This window comes from Roseibium hamelinense (assembly GCF_007830545.1).
Lineage (GTDB): Bacteria > Pseudomonadota > Alphaproteobacteria > Rhizobiales > Stappiaceae > Roseibium > Roseibium hamelinense.
The window spans coordinates 153,249-175,333 of sequence record NZ_VLLF01000005.1 but is presented as its reverse complement, the minus strand read 5'-3'; the positions used below and the strand labels follow the sequence as shown (position 1 = coordinate 175,333).

General features: G+C 56.5%; 16 protein-coding genes. 14 read left to right on the top strand and 2 right to left on the bottom strand.

Annotated elements, in window-relative coordinates; genetic code table 11:
* Positions 1-54 precede the first annotated feature (54 nt).
* Positions 55-1,665, bottom strand: coding sequence for a phosphoenolpyruvate carboxykinase (locus JM93_RS11850; RefSeq protein WP_145343586.1), 1,611 nt, complete (start codon positions 1,663-1,665; stop codon positions 55-57).
* Positions 1,666-2,210: 545 nt separating this feature from the next.
* Between JM93_RS11850 and JM93_RS11845 the strand changes: the two genes are divergently transcribed.
* The 14 genes from JM93_RS11845 (at position 2,211) to JM93_RS11780 (ending at position 21,292) form a co-directional block, all read left to right on the top strand.
* A complete protein-coding gene (locus JM93_RS11845; protein WP_145343584.1) occupies positions 2,211-2,909 on the top strand; it encodes a response regulator transcription factor in 699 nt (232 codons plus the stop codon).
* Between the two features lie 12 nt (positions 2,910-2,921).
* Positions 2,922-4,745: a sensor histidine kinase gene (locus tag JM93_RS11840; protein ID WP_145343582.1), complete on the top strand. Its 1,824-nt coding sequence runs from the start codon at positions 2,922-2,924 to the stop codon at positions 4,743-4,745.
* A complete protein-coding gene (locus JM93_RS11835) occupies positions 4,742-5,209 on the top strand; it encodes an HPr kinase/phosphorylase (protein ID WP_145343580.1) in 468 nt (155 codons plus the stop codon). Before JM93_RS11840 ends, JM93_RS11835 begins: the two co-directional genes overlap by 4 nt.
* A gap of 111 nt (positions 5,210-5,320) precedes the next feature.
* Positions 5,321-5,725, top strand: a complete 405-nt coding sequence (locus JM93_RS11830) for a PTS sugar transporter subunit IIA (protein WP_145343578.1) — start codon at positions 5,321-5,323, stop codon at positions 5,723-5,725.
* A 6-nt stretch (positions 5,726-5,731) separates the two neighbouring features.
* A complete protein-coding gene (locus tag JM93_RS11825) occupies positions 5,732-6,013 on the top strand; it encodes an HPr family phosphocarrier protein (RefSeq protein WP_145343576.1) in 282 nt (93 codons plus the stop codon).
* Between the two features lie 325 nt (positions 6,014-6,338).
* On the top strand, positions 6,339-7,727 hold the full coding sequence (ahcY, locus tag JM93_RS11820) for an adenosylhomocysteinase (RefSeq protein ID WP_145343574.1): 1,389 nt from the start codon (positions 6,339-6,341) through the stop codon (positions 7,725-7,727).
* Positions 7,728-8,105: 378 nt separating this feature from the next.
* Positions 8,106-10,484, top strand: coding sequence for a sensor histidine kinase (locus tag JM93_RS11815; protein ID WP_145343909.1), 2,379 nt, complete (start codon positions 8,106-8,108; stop codon positions 10,482-10,484).
* A gap of 9 nt (positions 10,485-10,493) precedes the next feature.
* Positions 10,494-12,020, top strand: a complete 1,527-nt coding sequence (tsaE, locus tag JM93_RS11810) for a tRNA (adenosine(37)-N6)-threonylcarbamoyltransferase complex ATPase subunit type 1 TsaE (protein ID WP_145343572.1) — start codon at positions 10,494-10,496, stop codon at positions 12,018-12,020.
* A 31-nt stretch (positions 12,021-12,051) separates the two neighbouring features.
* A complete protein-coding gene (locus JM93_RS11805) occupies positions 12,052-12,783 on the top strand; it encodes a nucleotidyltransferase family protein (protein WP_145343570.1) in 732 nt (243 codons plus the stop codon).
* A gap of 2 nt (positions 12,784-12,785) precedes the next feature.
* Entirely contained in the window at positions 12,786-15,938 is a 3,153-nt protein-coding gene (gene addB, locus JM93_RS11800; protein WP_145343568.1) for a double-strand break repair protein AddB, read from the top strand.
* A 5-nt stretch (positions 15,939-15,943) separates the two neighbouring features.
* On the top strand, positions 15,944-19,441 hold the full coding sequence (addA, locus tag JM93_RS11795) for a double-strand break repair helicase AddA (RefSeq protein ID WP_145343566.1): 3,498 nt from the start codon (positions 15,944-15,946) through the stop codon (positions 19,439-19,441).
* A 74-nt stretch (positions 19,442-19,515) separates the two neighbouring features.
* A complete protein-coding gene (gene trxA, locus JM93_RS11790) occupies positions 19,516-19,836 on the top strand; it encodes a thioredoxin (protein ID WP_145343907.1) in 321 nt (106 codons plus the stop codon).
* A gap of 117 nt (positions 19,837-19,953) precedes the next feature.
* Complete coding sequence (grpE, locus tag JM93_RS11785; protein WP_145343563.1) at positions 19,954-20,595, top strand: nucleotide exchange factor GrpE; 642 nt, start codon at positions 19,954-19,956, stop codon at positions 20,593-20,595.
* Between the two features lie 73 nt (positions 20,596-20,668).
* The gene (locus tag JM93_RS11780) at positions 20,669-21,292 is read left to right on the top strand and encodes a trimeric intracellular cation channel family protein (protein WP_145343561.1); all 624 of its coding nucleotides are present in this window, start codon (positions 20,669-20,671) and stop codon (positions 21,290-21,292) included.
* Positions 21,293-21,313: 21 nt separating this feature from the next.
* Here JM93_RS11780 and JM93_RS11775 read toward each other — a convergent pair whose 3' ends face one another.
* Positions 21,314-21,991 carry an ornithine cyclodeaminase gene (locus JM93_RS11775; protein WP_170230631.1) on the bottom strand — a complete coding sequence of 226 codons (678 nt, stop codon included), beginning with the start codon at positions 21,989-21,991 and terminating at the stop codon, positions 21,314-21,316.
* Between the last annotated feature and the right edge of the window lie 94 nt (positions 21,992-22,085).

Sequence of the window (22,085 nt, the reverse complement as noted above, 5' to 3'; positions counted from 1 at the left end):
GGGCGAAACAGAAAAGGCGCCGCAGGCGGCGCCCTTAAACGCGTGGCTATTTGGTTATTCCGCAGCAGTCCTGATCTCGGGAGCCGCCTCACGAACCGCGCCATCGACATGTTTTTCGAATGTTTCGAAGTTATCGATGAACATCTGAACCAGCTTGGCCGCTTGGGCGTCATAGGCCTTTTTGTCTGCCCATGTTTCGCGTGGCGTTAAGACCGCACTGTCAACCCCGGGAACGCTGGTCGGCACGGCAAAACCGAAGTGCGCGTCGGTCCGGAACTCGGTGTCCTTCAAGGTGCCGTCCAAGGCTGCATGCAGCAGTGCCCGGGTGTCTTTGATCGGCATTCGGGAGCCGGTTCCAAATGCACCGCCTGTCCATCCGGTGTTCACTAGCCAGCAATCTACATCGTGTTCTGCAATAAGATCGCGCAGCAAATTGCCGTACTCGGAGGGATGCCGCGGGATGAATGGAGCCCCGAAGCATGTCGAGAACGTCGCTTGCGGTTCGGTAACACCTTTTTCCGTGCCAGCCACCTTCGCAGTGTAGCCGGACAGGAAATGATACATGGCCTGTGCAGGCGTAAGCTTCGCGATTGGTGGCAGTACACCAAAAGCGTCCGCCGTCAACATGATGATTGTCTTCGGCATCGGTGCAACGCCAGTGTCGCTGGCATTGGAAATAAAGTGGATTGGGTAAGCTGCGCGGGTATTTTCGGTCTTCGAGCCATCGTTGAAGTCCGGAATGCGCTGATCGTCCAAAACCACGTTTTCGAGCACGGTCCCGAAGCGCTGCGTTGTAGAAAAGATCTCCGGCTCGGCTTCGGCCGACAGTTTTATTGTCTTGGCGTAACACCCGCCTTCGAAGTTGAAAACGCCCGTTGTGCCCCAACCATGTTCGTCATCGCCGATGAGTGTGCGCTGGGGATCCGCTGACAGGGTGGTTTTGCCAGTCCCTGAAAGACCGAAAAAGATCGCTGTATCTCCGCTCTGTCCGACATTGGCAGAGCAGTGCATTGGCATGACGCCTTGAGCGGGCAGAAGAAAGTTTAGAAACGTGAAGACGGACTTCTTCATCTCGCCGGCATAGGACGTGCCGCCAATGAGAACAATTTTTCTGGAGAAATCGCAGGCAATTACGGTTTCGCTTCGGCAGCCGTGGCGGTCAGGGTCGGCCTTGAAACTGGGCAAGTCGATGACGGTCATATCTGGCGCAAATGTTCCCAGGGATTCCGGCTCCGGACGCAACAGCATGTTCCGGATGAAAAGAGAATGCCAAGCGAACTCGGTGTAGACGCGCACCGGAAGCCGGTATTGCGGGTCAGCGCCGCCGAAAAGATCCTGCGCAAACAGCTCTCTTCCCGCAGCGTGTGCTTTAAAGTCCTCCAATAGCACGTCAAATTGGGCTTGAGACATTTCTTTATTGTTGTCCCACCAAACTGTTTCACTGGTGAGGTCATCGCGAACAACAAATTTGTCGTTTGGCGAACGTCCAGTGTGGATCCCGGTGTCTGCAACCAGGGCGCCGCCGGCCGCAATCCGGCTTTCTCCGCGGGAGATCGAATACTCATAAAGCGCGGGCTCGCTCTGGTTCCAGTAAACGGCCTTCAAACCGCTCAATCCAAAGGTTTCGACGCCGTTTGAGGGATTCCTGACACCGACTTCTAGCATGATCCCGCGTTTCCTCGTGAATTGCGTTTGTTGCCCGCCTTGGGAAGATATTTGGCTTGCTGGCGGGAAGGATTGGGAAACTATTGGAAGTGCATGGCCGCAACAAGGCTACAAAAGGCTTGGGTTAGCCGTTTAATCGATTAAAAAGCCTATTCACCTAGTCTTTGTTTAATTCCGGCGAAGTCAATCGTTACTTGATTTTCAATTATCTTCGATTTGACTATGAAAACGAAGATTTCGAAATTAAACGCGCATGGGGCGAGCAGGCTCGAATTGCTGAGCGGCTATTAGTCCGATTTGCCGACCGGCGTACAATACGGGAAATGGTTGCCGGTATCCGGGATGGCCAGAGTTGGAACGCGTAAAATACCTCCTGGCTGAAAGACCGAATTCCTGCGCTGGGCATATTAATTCGGCTCAGCGATGCTATATACGAGGAGATTGCCTTAATTTATGCGCATTTAAAGCGCCAAAGGCCGTAATGGCGTATCGTAGAGTTTTACGAGCGCTGACCCGTTCGACATGAAATATGGAAATGAAAAAGCATGCCGACAATTGCGCTGGTAGACGATGATCGCAACATCTTAACCTCGGTCTCCATTGCCTTGGAGTCGGAAGGCTACAGGGTCCAGACCTATACGGATGGCACCTCGGCGCTGGACGGGCTTCAAAGCGATCCGCCCCAGCTCGCGATATTCGATATCAAAATGCCGCGCATGGATGGAATGGAACTGCTGCGGCGTTTGCGACAGTCAACAGATCTCCCGGTGATCTTTCTAACGTCGAAAGATGACGAGATCGATGAACTGTTCGGGCTAAAAATGGGCGCTGACGATTTTATACGCAAACCGTTCTCTCAGCGTCTGCTTGTGGAACGTGTGCGCGCCGTACTGCGGCGGGTTGCTCCGCGCGATGCAAGTGCACCGCGGGATGATGCCGACAAGTTACTCGAACGCGGGCAACTCGTCATGGATCAGGAGCGGCATACGTGTACCTGGAACAACAAACCGGTCACGTTGACCGTAACCGAGTTCCTGATTTTGTCCGCACTGGCGCAGCGCCCGGGCGTGGTCAAAAGCCGCAATGCGCTTATGGATGCGGCCTACGATGATCAGGTTTATGTCGACGACCGGACGATCGACAGCCATATCAAGCGTCTTCGCAAGAAGTTTAAAATCGTCGATGACGACTTCGACATGATTGAAACGCTCTATGGTGTAGGCTATCGCTTCAAAGAGGTCTAATACCGGGCATTCATGACCGCAGAAACGGACAAGTCCGACAGTTTCGAACTACGGGAGGGGCGCTCCTCCGGCGACCGGTCTCAGCTGCGGCGGCTCGGCAACAGACGCGTGCGGCGAAGGTTCCTTGGCCAGCTTGGCCAGATCTTTGGAACATACGTCTTGTCGTCTTTGACGCGACGGATCCTTGCCATCAATCTTGTCGGCCTGATCGCGCTTGTCATAGGCATTTTGTACCTCAATCAGTTCCGTGCTGGACTTATTGACGCCCGCGTCCAAAGCCTCCTGACGCAAGGTGAAATCATCGCAGGGGCCATTGCCGCTTCTGCAACTGTCGACACCGGGGCGATCACTGTCGATCCGGAACGGCTTTTGCAGCTGCAAGCCGGCGAGAGCATAACGCCGGGCGGGGATGATCTCGACAGTCTTGATTTCCCGGTCAATCCCGAGAGGGTAGGGCCGGTCCTGCGCAGACTGATCTCACCAACAAAGACCCGGGCTCGCATCTATGATCCTGAAGGGATTTTGATCCTCGATTCTCGGCACCTTTATTCCGGTGCTCAGATTCTGAGATTTGATTTGCCGCCGCAGACGGCAGATGAACCGGGCGTCTTTGATACAATTTGGCAAACCATGAAACTGTGGTTCCGCCGCGGGGACATGCCGATCTATCAGGAAGCGGGCGGTGGCGATGGCCGTGTTTACCCTGAAGTTGAGGCGGCCCTTGCAGGCTCGCCAGCAACTTTCACCCGGGTGTCGCCACGCGGTGAGCTGATCGTGTCTGTCGCGGTTCCGATCCAGCGGTTCCGTGCTGTGTTGGGGGGCTTGCTGCTCTCGACACAAGGGGGCGATATCGATGCGATCGTCCGGGCCGAACGCATCGCGATTATGCGCGTATTTCTAGTTGCTGCGACGGTTACTATTTTGCTTTCGATCCTCTTGGCCGGCACGATCGCGGGGCCTGTTCGCCGCTTGGCTGCCGCGGCTGAGCGCGTTCGGAAGGGATCAGACTCACGGGAGGAAATTCCGGAATTTTCCGACCGTCAGGATGAGATCGGTCACTTGGCGCGGGCCTTCCGCGATATGACCAATGCGCTCTACAACAAGATTGACGCGATCGAACAGTTCGCGGCTGACGTGGCTCATGAACTAAAAAACCCGCTGACCTCGTTGCGCAGTGCGGTTGAAACACTGCCGCTCGCAAAGACCGATGAGTCCCGGGAACGGCTCCTCGATGTCATCCAGCACGACGTTCGGCGGCTGGACAGGCTTATCACCGATATTTCGGACGCATCGCGCTTGGATGCGGAACTCGCGCGTGCCCAGGCAGAGCCAATCGACCTGTCGGTGCTTTTGCGTGCGATTGTCGATGCCGGCAATCAGCGCGGCGGAGGCGAGGAGGGCGGAGAGGTTTTCCTAACGGTTGCCAACGCGTCAGGTGCGAAGCCTTACGTCGTGTTTGGACATGATATTCGGCTGGGGCAGGTGGTGAGCAATCTCATCGACAACGCGCGCTCCTTCTCGCCAGCTGATGGCTCTGTTCGAATTGGTTTGAGCCGCAACGGCAAAGACGTTCAAATCACCGTCGACGATGACGGACCGGGCATTCGTGCGGAGAACACCGACCGGATCTTCGAGCGTTTTTACACGGACCGGCCAGAAGGTGAGGGGTTCGGAAACAATTCGGGCCTGGGGCTCTCCATTTCTCGCCAGATTATAGAGGCTCACCGCGGCGAGATTTCGGTTACAAACCGAATTGAAGAGACTGAAGATGAGTCCGAGCAGCGGATTGCTGGCGCACGCTTTACGATAGTGCTACCCGCCCATGTGCAGAAATGAAGCCGCAAACCCGTCATGCAAACTGTATCGTTATTGGAACGCTGGGCATTCTTGTGTTCGGCGCTTCAGGCAGCGGCAAGTCTGCGTTATGCGATGTGCTGGTTTGCGCTGCGAAAGCAAAAGGCCATTTCGCCGCTTGGGTCGCTGATGACCGTGTTGAACTTGAAAAAAACGAAAACAGACTTCTGGCGCGTGCCCCGACAACACTGAGCGGGTTGAGAGAAGTACGCGGATTCGGCATCGTCGAAATGAAGGCTGTACCGGTTGCAAGGATTGATTTGGGCCTTCGACTGGTTCCCGTCGCCGAGATTGATCGCATTCCGGCCCGTCCTCTGCTTGAAGAGCGGCTTCTGGACATTGCCTTGCCGGTTCTGAAGGTTTGTGAGAATGACCTGGGCGGCGCCACTGTCCGTTTGCGGGAGGCAAGCGCATTGCTTTTCCCCAATGTGCCGGACTACATTTGACACACACTGCCCGATTTTGCTTGCAAGTCGTCTTTGTGTTGTCGAAATTGCACCGGGCCGCCGGGTTGGCGGAAATTGGACACTACAACCCATGAACGGGCTGCTTATCGTATGATTGGACTTGTACTCGTCACCCACGGACGTCTCGCCGAAGAGTTCAAATCGGCGCTCGAGCATGTCGTCGGGCCACAGGATCAGGTCGAGACTATTTCGATTGGGCCCGACGACGATATGGAACAGCGGCGGCAGGACATTCTGGCGGCTGTGGAGGCGGTGAACACTGGCAAAGGTGTTGTGCTGCTAACCGACATGTTCGGGGGAACGCCTTCGAATCTCGCCATTTCAGTTATGGATGGAAAGCAGATTGAGGTGGTTGCCGGCGTCAACCTTCCGATGCTTATCAAGCTGGCAAGCGTTCGATCCGACCGGGACATTGCAGAGGCCGTCGACGAGGCTAGGCAAGCCGGACAAAAGTACATATCCGTGGCAAGCCAGGTGCTTTCAGGACAAAGTTAAGCCCGAATGGATGTGCCTCCGATCCAGCGTGAACTCACAATTGTCAACCGGCGCGGTCTCCACGCGCGTGCGTCTGCAAAACTCGTAAAATTGGTTGAGACCTTCGATGCGGAGATAACAGTCTCCAAAGACGGGCAGACGGTTGGCGGTACTTCGATCATGGGTCTCATGATGCTGGCAGCGAGCACCGGGTGCTGCATTTATGTGTCTGCCGTTGGGCCGCAAGCAAACGAAGCTATGGACGCAATTGCCGATCTCGTTGGCGACGGCTTTGGCGAGTCCGATTGACCATCAGGTGAAGCCTTGCTTACGGCTTTTTATGATCAGCCAAACCAGAGCGAATGTTCGTCGTATGCCACGCTTCAGCGCCAGAACGATGTGCAGGGTGCCGTACCCTGTTGCGCCGAAATGGTCTCATTGCGCGCTATGCTTCGGGACGTTAGTAACCTTCTGGAAGGGATATAAAGAATTCTTTATATCTTTATTGCGATTAAGCAGGGGTCAGGGTATAACCCCGGCGAAACCATAGACGGATCTCTTGCAGACTGAAGAAGCGTTGGCTTCTGAATCTTCTCACCAGGCGATAATAAGCCAGCAAACTCAGGACATTTTCATGACCGACTACATCGTCAAGGACATCAGCCTCGCGGACTGGGGCCGGACCGAAATCGAAATCGCCGAGCACGAAATGCCGGGATTGATGGCCTGTCGCGAGGAGTTTGGCGCATCCAAGCCGCTGAAGGGGGCTCGCATAGCCGGTTCCTTGCACATGACCATTCAAACAGCTGTTTTGATCGAAACCCTGGTCGCGCTTGGTGCGGATGTCCGGTGGGCATCCTGCAACATTTATTCGACACAGGATCAGGCAGCTGCCGCTATTGCCGCCGCCGGTGTCCCTGTCTTTGCTGTGAAAGGTGAAACGCTGGAAGAATACTGGGATTATGCGGACAAGATCTTCGACTTCCCCGAAGGCGCCAACATGATTCTGGACGATGGCGGTGATGCGACGCTGTACATCCTGTTGGGCGCTCGGGTCGAAGCCGGTGAAACCGATCTGATTGAAAGCCCGAAATCCGAAGAAGAAGAATGCCTGTTTGCGCAAATCAAAAAGCGCATGGCTGCCAACCCGGGCTGGTTCACCAAGCAGAAAGATCTGATCCAGGGCGTCTCCGAAGAGACCACCACCGGTGTTTTGCGCCTCTATGAGATGCAGAAAAAAGGCTCGCTGCCGTTCCCGGCCATCAACGTCAACGACAGTGTCACCAAGTCGAAATTCGACAACCGCTATGGCTGCCGTGAGTCCCTGGTTGACGGCATTCGCCGTGGCACAGACGTCATGATGTCTGGCAAGGTCGCCGTGGTTTGCGGCTATGGCGATGTCGGCAAAGGGTCTGCACAGTCCCTCGCAGGTGCCGGTGCACGCGTCATCGTAACCGAAATTGACCCGATCTGTGCTCTGCAGGCCTCCATGGATGGCTTTGAAGTCAAAACCATCGAGCAGGCGCTTCCGGAAGGGGACATCTATGTTACCGCGACCGGCAACAAGGATATCATTACTCTCGATCACATGCGCGGCATGAAGGATATGGCTATTGTCTGCAACATCGGCCATTTCGATAACGAGATCCAAGTCGCGGCGTTGAAGAACACCAAATGCCGCCCGGTCAAAGACCAGGTGGACATGTATGAGTTTCCAGACGGCAAGCGTATGATCCTGTTGTCGCAAGGTCGTTTGGTAAATCTTGGCAATGCGACTGGGCACCCGAGCTTCGTTATGTCCGCAAGCTTCACCAACCAGGTCCTGGCTCAGATCGAGCTTTGGACGCGCGGTGATGAGTACAAGAACGAAGTTTATGTTCTGCCCAAGCACCTGGATGAAAAGGTTGCCCGACTGCACCTTGAGAAGCTGGGTGTGACCTTGACCGAGTTGTCCGATGAGCAATCCCAATATTTGGGGATTAACAAAACCGGGCCTTTCAAGGCGGAGCACTACAAGTACTGATCGAATCCTCAGTCAGCCACCACATATAGGGTCGCCAGTTTGGCGGCCCTTTTCTATTGGTTAATGCTTTATTTTAATTTTAAGAGTGCTGTTAACTTTTCGATAAGAGACTCTTCAGCGCGATTCCCAAAAAGGTTATGGTTTAAACGAATCAGGGGCCAGGAGGCACACACGTCCCTGATTTGTCTTCGGCCCTCAGGGCACCCGGGTTCTCCGGGAAAGGCGGCGTAAGGGGAACAAAAAATGCCGGCAGGCAACTTGGGCGACGCGCAAATGCGTGCGTCGTGGCGCGGTAGGATTCTAACTTCAGCCAAGTCGATTGGTGCAGGGGCTTGCGTCTTTGCGGGTTCTTCGGTGTCCGCTGCCGCTGCAGGCTTTATGGATACTGCCGCTAAGGAGATCAGTCCGGACGAGATGATGCTTCTGGGGATGGCGGGCGGCCTGTGCCTTTTTGCCGTGACCGCTGCAGTCGCCCTCATCAAGTACCGCCGCAATGCGATCAGTCTGACCCGCCGGATGGAACGAGAAACGCGTGACCTAAAGTTCCAGGTCGATCGTTTGGAATCCATGCTCAACACTGATGAGCAACGTGTTATCGTGTGGACCGGCAATGGCGCCCATCCACAAGTATGGGGGATCCTATCCGAGCAATCCGGTGTGCCGCGGATCCCGGATCAGTTGCTCGCATTCGGCAACTGGCTGACTACAAAATGCGCTGCTGATCTGGAGCGCCATCTTGATGCGCTTTTTCGCAGCGGAGAGGCATTCTCACTGACTCTTAAAACGCGCACTGGCACTTTTGTTGAAGCGTTCGGCAGAACCACTGGGGGGGCTGTCGTTCTTCGCCTACGGGACTTGACCGGTGAACGGCAAATGCAGGCCGAGCTCGCCGCCCGTAACGCTCGGATATCCGGCGAATTGCATATGCTTCATGCGCTCCTGAACGCAATGCCCGCGCCTGCTTGGCAGCGCGATGCAGAGGGCAACCTGATTTGGGCCAATGCGGCTTATGCGGCCGCAGTTGACGCGTCGGATGCGGCAACTGCCGTTCGTGACGGCATGGCGTTCCTTGATGCTGAGGCCGCAGATGCGATGCGTCGGCAGCGCACAGACGACGGAGTGTTTTCCGCCCGCATGCCTTTGGTGGCTGGTGGAGAGCGGCGTGTGTTTGAGGTGACGGATGTCTCGGCAAATGTCGGCGCGTGCGGAATTGCGGTCGACATCAGTGAGCTTGATCAAGTGCGCAAGGAGCTTGATCGCGCAGAGGACTTCCATGGCCGCACGCTCGACCAGCTGGCAACCGCAGTCGCGATCTACGGAGCAGACCGGCGCCTCGAGTTCTACAATGCGGCCTTCCGGCAGTTGTGGGATCTGGACCCCGCCTTCCTTGAGGGGAGCCCGGATGATGGTTCGGTGCTCGATGCTCTGCGCGCGGCACGCAAGCTTCCCGAACAAGCGGACTATCGTGGCTGGCGCAACAAGATGCTGGAAAGCTACCAGTCGGTTGATGCGACCGAAACGTGGTGGCACTTGCCCGACGGCCGGACGCTGAGAGTAATCTCCAACCCGCATCCGCAGGGTGGCGTCACTTACATCTACGAAAATGTGACGGAGCAGCTCGATCTTGAAAGCCGCTACAACGCACTGACGCGGGTTCAGGGTGAGACGCTCGACAATCTCTCTGAGGCGGTAGCTGTGTTCGGCAGCGACGGCCGCTTGAACCTTTGGAATCCGGCTTTTGGTAGGATATGGGGGCTCGGCGAAGATCAGCTGTCCACGATGCCACATGTCAATCAGGTGGTCGATGCATGTGTCTTGCGGGAAGACGAGAAACAGGCCTGGGACCAGCTTGCTGCCAGCGTGACCGGGCTGGTCGACAATCGCATGCAGGCCGGGGACCGCATGGAGCGGCATGATGGCACGGTTCTCGACTACGCCATCGTGCCGTTGCCCGACGGAGGGACGCTTGTCACCTTTGTGGACGTGACTGATAGCGTGAACATTGAACGGGCTTTGATCGACAAAAACGACGCTTTGGAACAGGCTGACCAGCTTAAAAACGCTTTCATCCAGCATGTGTCCTACGAGCTGCGCTCTCCGCTCACGAATATCATCGGATTTGCTCAGCTTCTGTCCGACCCCAAGTTCGGCGACCTATCAGAAAAGCAGGACGAATATGCCGAGTATATCCTGTCGTCCTCTTCAGCGCTTCTTGCGATCATCAACGACATTCTTGATTTGGCCACTCTAGATGCAGGCATCATGGAGCTCGATCTCAGTGAAGTGGATGTGGCAGCAACAGTTGAAGCTGCCGTTGAAGGACTGAAAGACCGCCTTGCCGAAGCCCGCATCAACCTGCGCACACACGTTCCAGACGACATTGGCGTGATGATTGCCGATGAGAAACGCCTTCGCCAAGTGCTGTTCAACCTGATTTCGAATGCTGTCAGGTATTCCGAGCCGGATGGGGCGATTGATGTCAGCTGTACGCGCGATAACGAAGAGGTTGTCTTTGTGGTCAAGGACCATGGCTGCGGGATCCCGGCCGAGGTTTTGACACAGGTGTTCAATAGATTTGTCGGCCACGATGCGGGGTCACGCCGCCAGGGCGCTGGCTTGGGCCTATCCATCGTAAAAAGCTTTGTTGAGCTGCATGGCGGGACGGTTGACATTGTCTCCGCGGAAGGCAAAGGCACTACGGTAACCTGCACGTTTCCGTCAGAGCCACAAACTGCGGGGCGCGTCGCTGCAGAATGACCGGAACCCATGTTGCCAGACACCGTTCTTCGGACGCTTGATAGTCCCTTCATAACCCTGAAGCTGCCTGATGAAGCAGCCACGGCGGAACTTGCCGAAGCGATTTCACTATTTTTGAGCAAGGATGACCTGATTGCGTTGTCTGGCGATCTTGGTGCCGGCAAATCGACATTTTCCCGGGCGCTGATTAGGCATTTGGCCGAAGACCCTAACCTTGAGGTGCCAAGCCCTACCTTTACGCTGGTTCAAAGCTACGATCTTCCCAGGCTTTCGGTCTCCCATTTTGACCTTTACAGGCTGGAAGAGCCTGACGAATTGACCGAACTGGGTCTCGAAGAATTGTTGGAGGAGGGGGCAGTTCTTATCGAGTGGCCCGAACTCGGCGGTGATCTTCTGCCTGCGAATGCACTATGGTTGCAATTCGCCGAGATAGATGGTGTCAGGTGCGTGACTATGCAAAGCTCCGAAGAGGACTGGTCGCGCCGCTTGCAGCGAACGTTGTCCATCAGGTGGTTTTTGACGGATAGTGGATTTGCCGGGGTTGAGCGTCACTATTTGGCGGGCGATGCATCTACGCGGCGGTACGAACGGCTTGTCGGGGATGACGTAACGTCCGTCTTGATGGATTGGAATAAGCCGGATGGCGCTGCCGGAACCAAAGAAGCGCTCAGCTATAATGCCAAGGTTCACCGGGCCAAGGATGCCCAGTCGGTTATTGCAGTAACGAATGAGCTTCTCCGGTGTAGCATGCCGGTGCCAAGAATTTTGGCCTGCGACGTTACTGCTGGTCTCGTTGTGCAAGAGGATTTTGGAGACGAGCGTATCGCAGATGCCGGCGAACCTGTTCCGGATCGTTTTGTGGCGGCAATCAACCTGTTGGCTCAGTTTCATGCAAAATCGTGCACCAAGGCTGCGCTTCCGTTGGGCGATGGGCGAACATATCAAGTCCCTGAGTATTCTCGTTCGGCCTTGCTGACAGAGGCCGGCCTTTTCTTTGATTGGTTCCTTCCAGAGGTGTCTGCAAAAACTGTGCAGCGCGAAGACCGTTCCCGTTTTGACGGAATTCTGACGCGCGCACTGGAGCAGGCCGCCATCGGTGAGACGGGATTGGTGCTACGCGATTTTCATTCACCTAATATTTTATGGCGTCAGGAGCGCCGCGGAGATGAAAGGCTTGGACTGATCGACTATCAGGATGCTGTTATCGGTTTGCTGGCCTATGACGTCGGTTCGCTGCTTTACGACGCCCGCGTCACAGTTGACGAAGCTCTGGAAAACAGGCTTCGAAACGCCTATGTCGCAACCAGAAAGGCACACGACAAAACGTTCGATGTGGTAGCATTCGAAATTGCACTTGCTGTCATGTCGGTACAAAGGATTTTAAAGATCCTTGGGATATTTTACCGCTTGGCCAGACGGGATAATAAACCGGCTTACCTTGCGCATGTTCCGCGGATGACAGCGTACCTGGACCGGGTGTTGAAAGAACCCGCGCTTCGGGAGTTTAACGAATGGTTCCGGGCTCTGAAACGTTAGCCCATCGCAAGTAGAATTGGCCAAGGTGGTGATGTCAAAACAGTTTCGTCCTCAAAGCGCCATGATCCTGGCGGCTGGCCGGGGCAAGCGCATGCGCCCGATCACGGCAACGACGCCCAAACCGTTGATTGAAGTCAATGGCAAGTCGTTGATCGACCATGGCCTCGACCGTCTCGTGCACGCAGGGGTGAAGCGTTGCGTGGTCAATGTTCACTATCTTGCTGACTTGGTGGAAGTGCATGTTCGCCGCAGGGCCGACATGGACATCATGATTTCAGACGAACGCCACATGCTTCTTGATACTGGCGGAGGGATCAAGAAGGCGCTTCCCATGCTTGGAGACGAGCCATTTTTCCAGTTGAACGCGGACACTGCCTACTGGATTGAAGGCGTAAAGCCAAATCTTGAACACATGATCGATACCTGGGATGAAAGCCGGATGGACGCGCTGCTGCTTGTTGCAGAAACGGTTCGGGCGGTCGGGTATGGCGGCCGCGGCGATTTTCAGATGGCGCGCGACGGAAGCCTGATCCGGCGTCCGGAGCGCGGTGTCACCCCCTTCGCCTACGCGGGCGCCGCGATCCTGCATCCAAGGCTTTTCGAGCGCGCGCCAGAGGGCGCATTTTCCATGAATATGCTATTTGACCGGGCTATCGAGCAGGAGCGCCTGTTTGGCGTGCAGATGGAAGGTGTTTGGCTGCATATTGGAACGCCGGATGCGATCCTGGCGGCTGAATATGCGGTTCGTGAGAGCGCCGCCTAGGCATGTGTCAACCCAAGGCGCGAAGAGCAATTTACACGATACCGCCGTCGGTCCCATTCCTTCCGCGCCTGGTTGAAACCCTTGTCGATGGAACGCTGGTCGACGGTTTTCGCCCGCTGGATGATCCCCTGTTGCTGGCAGACGTAACGCTCTATCTTCCGACGCGAAGGGCGGCGCGCCAGCTCCCCGATCTGTTTCAAGAGGTATTCAAAGGCAAGCCTGTGCTATTGCCTCGCATCTTGCCAGTGGGCGATGCGGACGAAGACCTTGATGCTTTTTTTCTAGAGGGTGACGGCGAGCCGTTGCCGCCCGCGATTGCACCGATTGAGCGGCATCTGGCCATGACACGCCTTGTCATGGCTTGGAAAAGCGCGTTGCGGCGCGAAGTGCTTCAAATCGGGTCGGACGAACCTTTGGGTGTTCCGGCATCTCCGGCTGATGCTGCATGGTTGGCTGGCGATCTTCTGGCCTTGATGGACGAAATTGAAACAGAAGAGGCCAATTGGTCCGGTTTGGCCGGATTGGTACCGGAGGATCACGCAAGATACTGGCAGGTTACGCTAGAGTTTCTCGAGATCGTGCATAAAGCATGGCCCGGGTTTTTGGCCGAGCGCGGCAGGATGGATCCCAAAAAGCGCCGGTCAGACCTCATTCGGCGTTCAGCGAAAAGGCTTGTGTCCCAACCGCCCAGGGGGCCGGTTATTGTCGCGGGTGTAACAGGGTCTATCCCTGCAACGGCAGAGTTGTTGAAATCCATTTCCAAATTGCCCCAGGGTGTTTTGGTTTTCCCAGGCCTTGACCTCCATCTGGACGAAGTGTCTTGGAACCTCCTTGCGGAACATGGTGCCGGCAATCGCGAACAAGACCGGCAGGTTCAGCGACCAAGCTCCCAAGCATCCCATCCGCAATACTCCCTCAATCAAGTGGTTCGCCGGATAAATATATCCCGATCGGATGTTGCCAGTCTTGGCGAGCCGCCCGATAAGGCGCTGAGCGACCGGGACCGGATTGTGTCGGAAGCGATGCGCCCGGCCGACACATCTGATCGCTGGAATGCCTTCAAGTCGAGCCCAGCCGCGAATGTGCCGGCCGCTTTCGAGCATGTTGGAGTTATCCTGGCACGAAATGAAACCGAAGAGGCATTGGCGGTCTCGATCGCACTTCGGCACGCGGTTGAACGCGGCGAAACCGCCATGCTCGTGTCACCGGACCGGATGCTCACGCGGCGTGTGGCCGCCGAACTGGCGCGCTGGAAAATCCAGGTTGACGACAGTGCTGGCCGCCCATTGGATCAAACCCCGCCGGGTATCCTAACACTTCTGGTTGCCAAGCTGGCAGTGAACGGCTGCAATCCGATTGACCTCCTGTCTTTACTCAAGCACCCGCTGTGCAGATTAGGGCTTTCGGCCAAGGACATCCGGTCGGCCGCTCGTGCACTGGAACGCGGTGTACTGCGCGGGCCAATGCCGCATCCCGGCACAAACGGGCTTTTACGGGCGGTCGATGCAGCCAAGCTTGAAGCGGAGGCAGCAACACATGTCCCGCGCTGGAAGAAGATCCACGAGGCAGACTGGGATGTGCTGAAGGACCTGATCGTGCGGTTGCAGAGGGCGCTGGCACCGCTTGAAGGGCTGGTCGCAGACAAGGGCAAGCGGCCAGCGACAGCGTTGGCGGAGGCCAACCTGGACGCACTAAAGCGGATTGCAGAAGACGAGCACAGCTCGCATGACGAATTGTTTGCCGGCGAAACCGGGGATGCACTCGCGGCCTTTTTTGTCGGGCTGCTTGAAGCTGGAAACGCCGGTCTCGATTTGACCGTCGAGGATTGGCCGACAGTATTGCCGGCGCTTATGGCCGGCAGCTCTGTCAGGCGGCGGTTGCCTGGTGACCCGCGTGTTCAAATCCTCGGGCCGATGGAGGCACGGCTGCAAACGGCAGATTGCGTTATCCTGGCTGGGTTGAACGAAGGCACCTGGCCGCAGCGGACACGAAACGATCCTTGGCTGAATCGGCTGATGAAACAGGATCTAGGGCTGGATCCGCCCGAACGGCGCATTGGCGCTGCAGCGCACGATTTTGTCCAGTGTATGGGCGGCAAACGCGTCTTGATTTCGCGGGCACTTCGCGCTGACGGCGCACCGACTGTCGCTTCACGCTTGCTCCAAAGACTGACAACTTTGGTGGGGCCGGACGTAACAGCCCAGCTTGAAAAGCGGGGCCAAGTCTATTGCGCCTACGCCGCTGCAATTGACCGGCCGGCCACGCCGATCCGGCCGGCCGAACGGCCGTCTCCAGTGCCACCTTTAGAAGCCCGCCCGGTCAGCTTGTCGGTGACTGAAATTGAACGCCTTATCCGGGACCCTTATGCGATCTACGCCCGCCATGTGCTGGATCTTCAAGAGGTTGAGCCGATAGGCGGCGTTCCAGGCGCTGCCGACAAGGGCATCCTGATTCACGCCGCGCTTGCCAAGTTTTTAAAGGAGTGGCCCGGACCATTCGATCAAACGGCCGTAGATGCGCTTCTTGAGATCGGCGACCGGTTGTTCCGGCCGCTGGACGCCTTTCCCGCGATCAGAGCCCTTTGGTGGCCGCGCTTTGAACGGGTGGCAAAAGCTTTTGTGGACTTTGAGGCCAAGCGTGCACCTCGTATCAGCACTCGGCACCTCGAAGTGGGAGGCGGACTGGAACTTGCGCTGCCTGGCTTTTCTTTCCGGTTGCGCGGCCGGGCCGACCGGATCGATGTAAAAGACGACGGGACGGTTGCTGTCATCGACTACAAAACGGGTCAGGCGCCGTCATTGAAGCAGGTCGAAAGTCTGTTGGCGCCCCAAATGCCTCTGGAAGCAGCTTTGGTGTCGCGCGGCGGTTTTTCCGGGTTGCCCGCAGGGCAAACCGTTTCCGAACTCCTTTATGTGCAACTGAAGGGCGGAGCCGAACCGCTGCTGGAGTTGCCGAGGAACCCGAGAGAGAAAGATCTGGGCGATTTTATTGGAGAGGCTTGGGCCCGTCTCGAATCGCTAATCGCGTATTATGGCGATGAAACAACCGGTTATCTCTCCAGAGCGCGGGTCTTCCAAGAGCGGCAGGTTGGCGGCACTTATGATCATCTGGCGCGTGTTCAGGAGTGGACGGCCGGTGGCGGAGAGGAGGAATAAGCCGAATGCAGGTTCCTCAACTGACCCGTGAGCGTCAGGATGTCGCCTCACGCCCCAAAGCCTCGGCCTGGGTGAGTGCCAATGCCGGTTCCGGCAAAACCTTCGTGTTGTCCCGCCGTGTCGTACGGTTGTTGCTCGACGGGACCGATCCTTCGCGCATTCTGGCGTTGACGTTCACCAAGGCTGCAGCCGCCGAGATGGCGACCCGGGTGTTTAAGATACTGGGAAGTTGGGTCGCGATGGACGACGCAACGCTGGCAGCAGAACTTACGGATATCGAAGGCGCCGCGCCCGGCCGCGCCCGTCTTGCCATGGCGCGCAAGCTGTTTGCGCGCGCTTTGGAAACGCCCGGTGGCCTCAAGATTCAGACTATCCATGGGTTCTGCGAGGCGTTGCTTCACCAGTTCCCGCTTGAAGCCAATGTTGCCGGACACTTCACTGTTCTTGATGACCGTGTCGCCGGCGAGCTGATGGAGGGCGCGCGCGCAGCAGTGTTGCAAGCCGCGGAAACGGACCCAGAAAGCGTGCTGGGCGAGGCGCTCCGAACGGTCATCGATCTCATGAGTGATGGCGGTGCACAGAAGGCGCTCGAAGAACTCATTCAAAACAGGGATGCTTTGCAACGATGGTTGATAGATGCCGGTGGACTGGACACGGCCCTTTCAGTGCTTGCGCAACAGCTCGACATTGACATTACAAGGTCTTTGAAGACCTTCGATGAACATTTCAGGACAGGCAGCGATCTGATCGGTCATAACTGCCTCGCCTGTGCCGAAGCGCTGCGGACCGGAACAAAAACCGATATAGAGCGCGCTGATGCCCTCACCGCAGCCAACAGCGCGGTGGATCATCAGGTGTTTCGGGCACACTGGCTGCCAATCTTTTTGACGGCGAAACACGAACCGCGAAAAAACCTTGCAACTAAGAAAGTTGCAGAGGCTTTTCCCCATGTCGTCGAACAGCTTGTGTCGGAACAAGCGCGTTTGATGGATCTTTTGGAAAAGCGGCGCGCCTTGGTAACGTTCGAGGGGAGCTCGGCTGTTCTAAGGCTCGCTCATGCGGTGATTGGCTCCTATGAGCGGTTGAAAGCTGCGCGCGGTTTTCTCGATTTCGAGGACCTTGTGGTCAAAACCGCGCATTTGCTATCGCGGTCAGACGCGTCGCAGTGGGTCCAGTACAAAATGGATCAGGGGCTTGATCACATCCTTGTGGACGAGGCCCAGGATACAAGTCCGCGTCAATGGGAAGTGGTAACCTCCCTCGCCCAAGAGTTCTTTACAGGCGAGGGAGCGAACGCGCGCACCCGGACTTTGTTTGCTGTGGGCGACGAAAAGCAGTCGATCTACTCCTTTCAGGGCGCGGTCCCTGCTTACTTCGATTTAATGCGTAGAAGTTTTGAAACCCGCGCCAAATCTGCCGATATGGAGTTTCATTCTGTAGAGCTTCAGCTGTCGTTTCGCTCAACCCCGGATGTCTTGGGAGCTGTCGACAAGGTTTTTCTATCGGAAGAGGTCCATCGCGGCTTGTCACAGGAAACGCGGCCGCCGGTCCATGAGGCGATCCGCAAAGATCCCGGCATTGTCGACATCTGGCCTTTGGAGGTTGTTGAAGAGACTCAGGAGCCCGAAGACTGGAGAACGCCGGTTGACCATGTAGGCAAAGGCAACCCGATGACCCGCGTCGCCCGGCGCATCGCGGCGACCATCAAAGGGTGGATGCGAGACGGCATTGCAGCGCCAGGGGACGTGATGATCCTCTTGCGCAAACGAGGTCCATTTGTGGACGTCTTGAACCGCGAGTTGAAGCAGCAGAATATCCCAGCTGCCGGGAGCGATCGTCTTACTCTGACTGATCACATCGCGGTGCAAGACCTGGTAGCGTTGGGCCGGTTTCTGCTCCTGCCCGAAGATGACTTGTCGTTGGCCTGCGTGCTCAAGAGTCCCTTGTTTGATTTGACTGATGAGCATTTGTTCGACGTGGCCCGTGACCGGCCCGACCTCGTCAGGGCCGGAACGCTATGGCAATCAATTGTAAAGAGGTCCAGCCAGGCGCCGCTCTGGAAAAGCGTCCGGGAGACCATAGAGAAGTGGCGCGCCGGTGCTGATTTTATGCCGCCATTCGAATTTTATGCCAGGTTGTTGTCCGCTGATGGCGGACGCCGAGCCTTCCGGACCCGGCTTGGCGATGAAGTCGATGATGTTCTGGACGAGTTCCTCACTCTGACCATCAGCTATGAGCAGGCGGGAACACCGGGTCTTGAAGGGTTTTTGGCTTGGATGGCCTCTGCGCCCGCGGAAATAAAGCGCGAGTTGACGAACGCGAAGGGCATGGTTCGCATCATGACCGTGCACGGTTCCAAAGGACTGGAATCTAAAATCGTTATCCTTGTAGACCCCGGCTCTGCCCCGTTCTCTGCGCAGCACGATCCTGCATTCCTCCCAATGAAGCGGGGCAACGATGATGCCCGTCCGCCTGCTCTGATCTGGTTGCCTTCGAAGGCTGAGCGCACAGGATGGCATGACGATATGCTTCAAGACCTCCGCCAGGGAACCGAGGAGGAATACCGGCGTCTTCTCTATGTCGCTCTAACCCGGGCCGAGGATCGCCTTGTGGTATGTGGGTGGGAGCCTAAACGCGGGGCGCATGAACAGTGCTGGCACACGATGGTTCGCACCGCACTTGCTCCCGAGGCTGAAGAATTGGTGGACCAAACGGGTGCGGTGACCGGCTGGCGCTGGCAACGTACAAAGTGTGAGGTGCCGCATCCGGAAACCAAGCCAGTCGAACAGACGTCGGGGTCTGGCTGTCCGTCGGAGTTGCCGGTTTGGCTGAACACGCCAGTCGCACCCGTGAAGCGCAGAACAAGGCTGCAGCCCTCAAAAGCGTTCGAGGCGATGGAGCAAAAAGAGGGGATTGAGCCGGTTTCTCCCGCCCTGCGCCTTGGCATGACCAGCTCGTCACCATCTTGGGCTCTGGAGCGCGGCCGGATCGTCCACCGGCTCCTGGAAATACTACCGGATCTGCCTGCCCAAGATCATGAGAGTGCTGCCCAGAGAATTGTTGCAAGTGCCTTGCCTGAGGTCTTTGCCAGCAAGGCGGATGACTTGGTGCATGAGGTCCTGCAAATCTTGCGCAACGACGCTTTGTCCAAGTTGTTCCAAGACGGGGGACGGCCTGAGGTGCCGATTGTCGGAACGATTGCCTCAGCCGGGGGCAAGGAAATTCAGGTTTCTGGGCAAATAGACCGCCTGGTGGTCGAAGCGGAAAAGGTGACGGTCTTCGACTACAAAACAAACGCAGTTGTTCCGGAAACGGCGGCCGCAGTCAGTCTCGAATACCTTGCACAATTGTCGGTCTACCGCGAACTCCTCAAACGGATTTATCCTGGCAAGGCAATAGAGGCCGCGTTGTTGTGGACCACAATACCGAGACTTATGACGATCCCTGCCGATATTCTTGATGACACGTTCAGAACTCTGCAGCCGGACGGGACCAGCGCTTGACGGATCATTTCCGGCTACCTACGTTCGAGCCAACCATTGCGGCTGTGCCGCGTCAGATTGAAAGTGAGCTTGCTATGGCTACTACAAACACCTCCGATGCGTCCTTTGAAGCAGACGTGCTGAAGTCATCAGAGCCGGTTGTTGTCGACTTCTGGGCTGAATGGTGCGGCCCTTGTAAGATGATCGCGCCTGCGCTCGAGGAGATTTCCGAAGAGCTTGATGGTCAAGTCAAAATTGCCAAGCTGAACATCGATGAGAACCAGGATATGGCAATGAAATACGGCGTCAGGTCCATCCCAATGTTGATTCTCTTCAAGGACGGCGAACCAATGGCAACACAGGTTGGTGCGGCACCAAAGGGCAAGCTGGCCGATTGGATCAAAAGCGCACTTTGAGCTGCGTATACCCTGACGTTTACATCGGTGGCTCGGATCGGGTATGCACTGCGCAACCGGTCCGAGCTTCCTGCTTTTTGCTCGGCAATCACTGATTGACATTGTTACGGATCGCATATGAGTGACGAAACCAAACCGACCCAGGACAACCAGACTGACGTAGATCCGGCTCACGCAGCAGAAGCTGATGAAGCTGGCAGCGAAGATGCGGCAGTCGACCCGATAGAAGCCCTTCAGGCCGAAAACGCCGAACTCAAGGATCGCGCCCTTCGGGCTATCGCGGAGATGGAGAATCTCCGGCGCAGGACGGAAAAAGAGCTGAAAGACACACGGCAATATGCTGTCGCAGGGTTTGCCCGCGACATGCTGACGGTTTCAGACAACTTGCGCCGGGCGCTTGATTTTCTGCCCGATGAGGATCGGAAAAATGCGGATGCTGGCATCGCCTCGCTCATCGAAGGCGTCGAAATGACTGAGCGCGAGCTCTTGAATCAGCTAGAAAAAAATGGCGTCAAGAGGCTGGATCCTGAAGGACAAAAATTCGATCCGAACTTCCATCAGGCTATGTTCGAGGTGCCGAACACTGAGGTCCCGAACAATACGGTCGTGCAAGTGGTCCAGTCTGGGTACGTCATCGGAGAGCGGGTCTTGCGGCCGGCTATGGTTGGCGTTTCGAAAGGCGGCCCTAAAGAAACTCCAACGGGTGATGGCCCTGCCGGACAAAGTGCCCCCGGGCAAACAGTTGATAAGAGCGCCTGAGACACAGTAGGCTGAATTTATCACAAGCGCTTCTGCCTGAGTGGCGGAAGCGCTTTTTTTGTGGGGGGCGGCGATGCTGTTTCAGGTTCTTGATTATCTCGGCGTTGCTGTCTTTGCCTTTTCAGGCGCGGTTGTCGCTTCCCGAAAACGTCTCGACTTCATAGCATTTCTGTTTTTTGCAACCTTGACCGGGATCGGGGGCGGGACCTTACGGGATCTGATCCTTGGAGTGCCTGTGTTCTGGGTTGGTGGAGACGGTTACCTTATTGTGTGTTTTTGCGTCAGCGTATTTGTCTGGTTTTTTGGCGGTTTCGTCGAGCGGCTTGGAAAGCCACTAAGATGGGCGGACGCGGTTGGGTTATCTGCCTATTCGGTTATGGGGGCAGCAAAGGCTTTGAGCGTTGGAGATGCAGTGTTCGTCGCTGTATTGATGGGCGTTGCAACGGCGACATTCGGCGGGGTCCTACGTGATGTGATAGCCCGTGAATCCTCCGCAATCATCAAGCCGGAGATTTATGTTAGCGCAGCGTTTGTCGGGGCAGGCACCTATGTAGCACTATTTTCGGTTGGTGCAGGTGGCTGGATTTCTGCCCTGGTTGGGGGGGCGCTGGCACTAAGCCTGCGGGGCGGCGCCATCCAGCGGGGCTGGCGCCTTCCGGGGCACAAGCCGATCCGCCAAATCCACCGTCAGGACTAGCCAATACGTTGCGGGACCCGCTCAGGTCCGTAGAAAAATATGCCCACCAGTTGCAAGATCAGCAAGGCCGGACGCCTTGCTGGACTGAAAAAGGGTGAGCTGGCTGTAAAACCGTCTGCCGGCCTTGTCGCCTTGTGCCAATTCATGAAGAGTGGCTGCAATTTCTAAAGTCCCGGTGTCATCGGACGAAACGTTGTCACTGATGAATATCCGCGCGTCTTCCTTAAGAGCTTGCGGTATGGCGAGCTCTGGGACAATGACGTCGATGTGGAGTCCCGGGCCGACGCTTTCCAGCGATATATCCGGGACAGGTCCTTGAAGGACGGTGATCATGTCAGCGCCCGACACAGTTTCGCTCAAGTCATTGGCTGTGCCGATAGTCATGCGCGACAGGGCTGGTTGAGATGCCAACCTGCGGCACAAGGCGTCATCGGCACCGTAAATCAGGACGGACCGGATGTCCCGAATTTCGGCGTATGCACTCAGGAGATAGGCAAGCAAGGGGTGGGTGCCAATTATCAGCAGACGGCTGATGTCTTCGCGTGCAAGATAGCTGGCGGCCAGGGCGTGGATACCGGCTTGACGCCACAGGTTCATGTACGAACCATCCAGCAACGCAATAGGAGCTCCGGTGCGGCCGGAAAACAGCATGTATACGCCGGAAGCAACAGACGCGGCATCCTGTTGCAGTAGATCCAAGTCAACTCCCAGACCGATATATCCGCGATCGGTGTGTCCTTGCGCAGTAAAGTTCGTCCAGGCCGGATTTATCTGTAAACAGCCCCGCCCTGTC

Bases quoted from the DNA above. Each gene is read 5' to 3' on its own strand.
- JM93_RS11850 (WP_145343586.1), bottom strand. From the start codon at position 1,665: ATGCTAGAAGTCGGTGTCAGGAATCCCTCAAACGGCGTCGAAACCTTT.
- JM93_RS11845 (WP_145343584.1), top strand. From the start codon at position 2,211: ATGCCGACAATTGCGCTGGTAGACGATGATCGCAACATCTTAACCTCG.
- JM93_RS11840 (WP_145343582.1), top strand. From the start codon at position 2,922: ATGACCGCAGAAACGGACAAGTCCGACAGTTTCGAACTACGGGAGGGG.
- JM93_RS11835 (WP_145343580.1), top strand. From the start codon at position 4,742: ATGAAGCCGCAAACCCGTCATGCAAACTGTATCGTTATTGGAACGCTG.
- JM93_RS11830 (WP_145343578.1), top strand. From the start codon at position 5,321: ATGATTGGACTTGTACTCGTCACCCACGGACGTCTCGCCGAAGAGTTC.
- JM93_RS11825 (WP_145343576.1), top strand. From the start codon at position 5,732: ATGGATGTGCCTCCGATCCAGCGTGAACTCACAATTGTCAACCGGCGC.
- ahcY (WP_145343574.1), top strand. From the start codon at position 6,339: ATGACCGACTACATCGTCAAGGACATCAGCCTCGCGGACTGGGGCCGG.
- JM93_RS11815 (WP_145343909.1), top strand. From the start codon at position 8,106: ATGGATACTGCCGCTAAGGAGATCAGTCCGGACGAGATGATGCTTCTG.
- tsaE (WP_145343572.1), top strand. From the start codon at position 10,494: ATGTTGCCAGACACCGTTCTTCGGACGCTTGATAGTCCCTTCATAACC.
- JM93_RS11805 (WP_145343570.1), top strand. From the start codon at position 12,052: ATGTCAAAACAGTTTCGTCCTCAAAGCGCCATGATCCTGGCGGCTGGC.
- addB (WP_145343568.1), top strand. From the start codon at position 12,786: ATGTGTCAACCCAAGGCGCGAAGAGCAATTTACACGATACCGCCGTCG.
- addA (WP_145343566.1), top strand. From the start codon at position 15,944: ATGCAGGTTCCTCAACTGACCCGTGAGCGTCAGGATGTCGCCTCACGC.
- trxA (WP_145343907.1), top strand. From the start codon at position 19,516: ATGGCTACTACAAACACCTCCGATGCGTCCTTTGAAGCAGACGTGCTG.
- grpE (WP_145343563.1), top strand. From the start codon at position 19,954: ATGAGTGACGAAACCAAACCGACCCAGGACAACCAGACTGACGTAGAT.
- JM93_RS11780 (WP_145343561.1), top strand. From the start codon at position 20,669: ATGCTGTTTCAGGTTCTTGATTATCTCGGCGTTGCTGTCTTTGCCTTT.